Source organism: Streptomyces sp. NRRL WC-3549 (genome assembly GCF_000721935.1).
Taxonomy (GTDB): Bacteria; Actinomycetota; Actinomycetes; order Streptomycetales; family Streptomycetaceae; genus Streptomyces.
The window spans coordinates 79,028-84,701 of sequence record NZ_KL585383.1 but is presented as its reverse complement, the minus strand read 5'-3'; the positions used below and the strand labels follow the sequence as shown (position 1 = coordinate 84,701).

The 5,674-nt window shown below is 70.4% G+C and carries 5 protein-coding genes; 4 read left to right on the top strand and 1 reads right to left on the bottom strand.

The features are described 5' to 3' along the window. The coding region (locus IH13_RS0102575; protein ID WP_031080674.1) for a S1 family peptidase at positions 1–719 on the top strand (719 nt) is incomplete at its 5' end. A gap of 109 nt (positions 720–828) precedes the next feature. Here IH13_RS0102575 and IH13_RS0102570 read toward each other — a convergent pair. Beyond that, on the bottom strand, positions 829–1,059 hold the full coding sequence (locus tag IH13_RS0102570; RefSeq protein ID WP_014048767.1) for a DUF7455 domain-containing protein: 231 nt from the start codon (positions 1,057–1,059) through the stop codon (positions 829–831). Positions 1,060–1,490: 431 nt separating this feature from the next. Here IH13_RS0102570 and IH13_RS0102565 point away from each other — a divergent pair, with 431 nt between their 5' ends. The 3 genes from IH13_RS0102565 to IH13_RS0102555 form a co-directional block, all read left to right on the top strand. Next, positions 1,491–3,617: a DNA gyrase/topoisomerase IV subunit B gene (locus IH13_RS0102565; RefSeq protein ID WP_031080671.1), complete on the top strand. Its 2,127-nt coding sequence runs from the start codon at positions 1,491–1,493 to the stop codon at positions 3,615–3,617. Positions 3,618–3,840: 223 nt separating this feature from the next. Beyond that, positions 3,841–4,314, top strand: a complete 474-nt coding sequence (locus IH13_RS0102560) for a DUF485 domain-containing protein (RefSeq protein ID WP_031080669.1) — start codon at positions 3,841–3,843, stop codon at positions 4,312–4,314. Beyond that, the coding region (locus IH13_RS0102555; protein ID WP_063837386.1) for a solute symporter family protein at positions 4,311–5,674 on the top strand (1,364 nt) is incomplete at its 3' end. The genes IH13_RS0102560 and IH13_RS0102555, both read left to right, overlap by 4 nt.

The window sequence follows — 5,674 nt, the reverse complement described above, 5'->3', positions numbered from 1 at the left end:
GTGGCAGGCCGGCCGCCGTGGCCGACAGCCCCTGGGCGGTGGCCCTGGCCAGCCGTGACCGGTTCGGGGGAACGCGGGCCGGACAGTTCTGCGGCGCGGTGGCGATCGCGCCCACCAAGGCGCTCACGGCCGCACACTGCCTGCGGCCGGACGTACTCGGCGGCGAGGTCTCCGAGGTGCGCGATCTGAAGGTCATCGCCGGACGCGACGAACTGGACGGTCCCGGCGGCCAGGAGATCCCGGTGCGGTCGGCCTGGACCAACCCCGGGTACGACCCCCGTACGAACGCGGGCGATCTGGCGGTGCTCACGCTGGAGCGGGCGCTTCCGGAGCGCAGCGTCATCCCGATGGCCACGGAGGGGGACGAGGCGTACACACCCGGTGGTGAGGCCACGGTGTACGGCTGGGGGGACACCACGGGGTACGGCGCCTACGCGGCCACCCTGCGCGCGGCCGAGGTGCGGGTGCTGCCGGACAGCACGTGCGCCCGCGCCTACCCGGGCGGTACGTACGGCTCGTACGACGCCTCAGCCATGCTCTGCGCCGGTGACACGGCCGGAGGGCGGGATGCCTGCCAGGGGGACAGCGGAGGCCCTCTGATGGCCCGTGGGCGGCTCATCGGCCTCGTGTCCTGGGGCAGCGGCTGCGGAAGCCCGGGGAACCCGGGGGTCTACACCCGGGTCTCCGCGGCCCTCGGGTGGATGGCCGGCCGGGTCTGACCGGCCGGTCCACCCCCGGGACACGTGAGAACGGGCGGCTCTCCCTGCCGGGAGGGCCGCCCGTCGGCCGGTCGAGGACCGGGCCCGTGCTCGTCGTGGATGCGAGGTGTCAGTGTTCCTCGTCGGCGGCACTCGCCTGCGCGGCGGTGAGCCGATCCGTCTCATCCTGTATTTCCGCGGCGATCTTCTTGAGTTCCGGCTCGAACTTGCGCCCGTGGTGGGCACAGAAGAGCAGTTCACCGCCACTGATCAGCACGACGCGCAGATAGGCCTGGGCGCCGCAACGGTCACAGCGGTCTGCTGCGGTCAGCGGGCTCGCGGGGGTCAGAACAGTAGTCACGTCGCCTCTTCTCTAGCTCGACGAGCTGTCGTACCAGGGTCAACATCCAACCAGGCCGAAAACGTTCCCGCTCGTGGCATTTCTTCGAAACTTCTTCTCGGGATGGCTGTCTGTCGCCGGTTGGGGCGAATGTGCCGTATTGCGTAGCGCTACGGTTTCGCGTTGCTGGGTGGGCCGGTCCTCCGGCTGGCTTGCCGGTTGTTCATGAGGACGTGCCCGGAGCCTAAATGGTTCATGCCTCGAAGGGAACGTGATGTCCACGTCACCCCGGTGCATGATCGAACGTGTATGCGAGGCTGCACTAGCATAAGGATTCCCACCGGGTGGCGTCACAACCGCTCTACCAGGCCTCTGTAGGCTCTCAGCGGCCACCGAGGCCGAGCCCGGCACCCACGGGCACCCCAGATGAAATTCAGCGAGGAGCGAACCGCGTGACCGCCGATTCCGTGCCGTCCACTGCGCTGCTGACCGGAGCAGGCGGCGCAGACAGGGAGAGCTCCAACTACACAGCGCGGCACCTCCTCGTCCTCGAGGGGCTGGAGGCGGTCCGCAAGCGCCCCGGGATGTACATCGGCTCCACCGACAGCCGCGGGCTGATGCACTGCCTCTGGGAGATCATCGACAACTCCGTCGACGAGGCGCTCGGGGGCCACTGCGACGTGATCGAGGTCGTCTTCCACGACGACTCCTCCGTCGAGGTCCGCGACAACGGCCGGGGCATCCCCGTCGACGTCGAGCCCAAGACGGGGCTGTCCGGCGTCGAGGTCGTCATGACCAAGCTGCACGCCGGCGGAAAGTTCGGCGGCGGCTCGTACGCCGCGTCCGGCGGGCTGCACGGCGTCGGCGCCTCGGTCGTGAACGCGCTCTCCGCCCGCCTCGACGTCGAGGTGGACCGCAACAGCGCGACCCACTCGATCAGTTTCCGCCGGGGCGTCCCGGGCAGGTTCACGGGGCAGGGGCCCGACGGGCCCTTCGACCCCGCCAACGGCCTGCACAAGGGCAAGCGGATCCCGAAGACGCGCACGGGCACCCGGGTGCGGTTCTGGGCGGACCGGCAGATCTTCCTCAAGGACGCCAGGTTCGACCTGGAGACGCTGTACCAGCGGGCCCGCCAGACGGCGTTCCTCGTCCCCGGCCTCACGATCGTCGTACGCGACGAACGCGGCGTCGACGGTGGGGGCAAGACGGAGGAGACGTTCCGTTTCGACGGCGGGATCAGTGAGTTCTGCGAGTACCTGGCGCAGGACAAGGCCGTCTGCGACGTCCAGCGCCTGACCGGCTCCGGCACGTTCAAGGAAACCGTGCCCGTCCTGGACGACCGCGGTCACATGACGGCGACCGAGGTCACCCGCGAGCTGGGCGTGGACATCGCGCTGCGCTGGGGCACCGGGTACGACACCACCGTCAAGTCCTTCGTCAACATCATCGCCACCCCCAAGGGCGGCACCCACGTCACCGGCTTCGAGCGGTCCCTCACCAAGACGGTCAACGAGGCACTGCGCTCCGCGAAGCTGCTGCGGGTCGCCGAGGACGACATCGTCAAGGACGACGCCCTCGAAGGCCTCACCGCCGTCGTGACGGTACGGCTCGCGGAACCGCAGTTCGAGGGGCAGACCAAGGAGGTGCTGGGCACCTCGGCGGCCAACCGGATCGTGGCGAACGTGGTGGCCAAGGAGCTCAAGGCGTTCCTCACCTCCACCAAGCGTGACGCCAAGGCCCAGGCCAGGGCGGTGCTGGACAAGGCGGTGGCCGCCGCGCGCACCCGCATCGCGGCCCGCCAGCACAAGGACGCGCAGCGCCGGAAGACCGCGCTGGAGTCCTCGTCGCTGCCGGCCAAGCTCGCCGACTGCCGCAGCGACGACGTGGAGCGCAGCGAGCTCTTCATCGTGGAGGGCGACTCGGCCCTCGGCACGGCGAAGCTGGCCCGGAACAGCGAGTTCCAGGCACTGCTGCCCATCCGCGGCAAGATCCTCAACGTCCAGAAGTCGTCCGTCTCGGACATGCTGAAGAACGCCGAGTGCGGCGCCATCATCCAGGTCATAGGAGCGGGTTCCGGCCGCACCTTCGACATCGACGCGGCGCGGTACGGCAAGGTCATCATGATGACGGACGCCGACGTCGACGGCTCCCACATCCGTACCCTGCTGCTCACGCTCTTCCAGCGGTACATGCGGCCGATGGTCGAGGCGGGCCGGGTGTTCGCGGCGGTGCCCCCGCTGCACCGGATTGAGCTGGTCCAGCCCAAGAAGGGGCAGGACAAGTACGTCTACACGTACTCGGACAACGAGCTGCGGCAGACCCTGCTGGAGCTCCAGCGCAAGAACGTGCGGATCAAGGACTCGATCCAGCGCTACAAGGGTCTCGGCGAGATGGACGCGGACCAGCTCGCGGAGACGACGATGGACCCGCGCCACCGGACCCTGCGACGGATCAACATCGGCGACCTCGACTCCTCCGAGCAGGTCTTCGACCTGCTCATGGGCAACGAGGTGGCGCCCCGCAAGGAGTTCATCACCAGCTCGGCGGCCACGCTGGACCGCTCGCGCATCGACGTCTGACCCGGACCTGCGGACCCGGTCCGTCGCGGCCCCCTCCACCCCACGGGCGGAGGGGGCTTCCGCGTGGGCCGCGTCACGCCCGCTGCCGGGGTGCGGTGTGCCCCACCCTGGGCCTTCTTCACCTGAAAAGGTGAAGCCCGCCGGATGCGGAGCCGGGATCACCCCCGCACTGCCCATTCTTGGCTGCGTGGCCGAAAAGGTCCGTGGACGAGGGGGTTGGTCGGTGGAGAAGGAAGCAGGGCCGGGCATCGCGGAGACGCGGCTCGACGGCCCGTGGTACGACGTGCCGACGCGGGGCGAGGGCCTGGCGACGGGCGCCCCGGAGGCCCCGTGGGAGGACCGGCCGGAGCTTCGGGCCGAGCGGGTCCCCGGCGCGGCCGGCGTCTACCTGGAGGTGCAGCGCAGCGCGGCGTTCCAGGAGGTCCGGCGCCGCTACCGCCGGTTCGTGGTCCCCGCGGTGGCCGCCTTCCTCCTCTGGTACCTGGCCTACGTCGCCGTGGCCACCACCGCGCACGACCTCATGGCGCGGCCCGTCGCCGGCGTGCTGAACGTGGCCATGCTCGCGGGGCTGGGCCAGTTCCTCACCACCTTCCTGCTGACCTGGGCCTACGTCCGCCACGCCCGGCTGCACCGCGACCGCGCGGCGCTGGAGCTGCGCTGGGACACCCAGGAGAGGGCGAGAGGGACCGAGCGGTGAGCGGCGGCCACCAGACCCTGGCGCTGCTGCTGTTCAGCGCGTTCGTCGTCGTGACCCTCGCCATCACCACCTGGGTGAGCCGGAACAGGCAGGGCTCGGCGGAGGAGTTCTACGCCGGTGGCCGGTTGTTCTCCCCCATGGAGAACGGTTTCGCCATCGCCGGTGACTACATGTCCGCCGCCTCGTTCCTCGGGATCTCGGGGCTGATCGCCCTCTACGGCTACGACGGCATGCTGTATTCGGTGGGCTTCCTCGTCGCCTGGCTCGTCGTCCTGCTCCTGGTGGCCGAACTCGTGCGCAACTGCGGCCGCTTCACCCTCGCCGACGTGGTCGCCGCGCGTATGGCGGAGCGGCCCGTGCGGACCGCTGTGGGGGCCTCGTCCGTCACCGTCTCCGTGCTGTACCTGGTGGCGCAGATGGTGGGCGCGGGCAGCCTCGTCGCCCTGCTGCTCGGCGGTAGTGGTGACGGCGCCCGGTCCTGGACCGTGGTCGGCGTCGGGGCCCTGATGGTGGTCTACGTGTCCCTGGGCGGTATGCGGGCCACGACCTGGATCCAGATCGTCAAGGCGGTCCTGCTGATGGGCGGGGCCGTGGCCCTGACCGTGCTCGTCCTCGTCCGTTTCCACGGTGACGTCAACGCCCTTCTCAGCTCGGCGGCGGACCGCAGCGGGCGGGGAGGCGACTTCCTGTCGCCCGGGCTCCGTTACGGCGGGTCCTGGACCGCGCGCCTCGACTTCATGAGCCTGGGCCTGGCCCTCGTGCTCGGTACGGCGGGCCTCCCGCACATCCTGTCGCGCTTCTACACCGTGCCGACGGCGCGGGCGGCACGGCGTTCCGTGGTCTGGTCGATCGGTCTGATCGGCGGCTTCTACCTGATGACGATCGTGCTCGGCTTCGGGGCGGCGGCCCTGGTGGGTGCCGCGGACGTACGTGCGTCCAACTCCTCCGGCAACACGGCCGTTCCGCTGCTGGCGCTGGCCCTCGGCGGCGGGGAGAGGTCCACGGGGGGCACGGTGCTGTTCGCGGTGGTGGCGGCCGTCGCCTTCGCGACGATCCTGGCGGTCGTCGCCGGCATCACCCTGGCCTCGTCCGCCTCCGTGGCCCACGACCTGTACGCCTCGTGGCGGCGGCCGGGCACCCGTCGGTACAGCGAGGTCGGTGTCGCGAGGACGGCCGCGGTCGGCATCGGTGTGGCGGCCATCGCGCTGGGGCTCCTCGCCCAGAACCTGAACGTCGCGTTCCTGGTGGGCCTGGCCTTCGCGGTGGCGGCCTCCGCGAACCTTCCGGCGCTGCTCTACTCGTTGTTCTGGCGGCGCTTCACCACCCGGGGCGCGGTGTGGGCCCTGTCTCTTATACACAT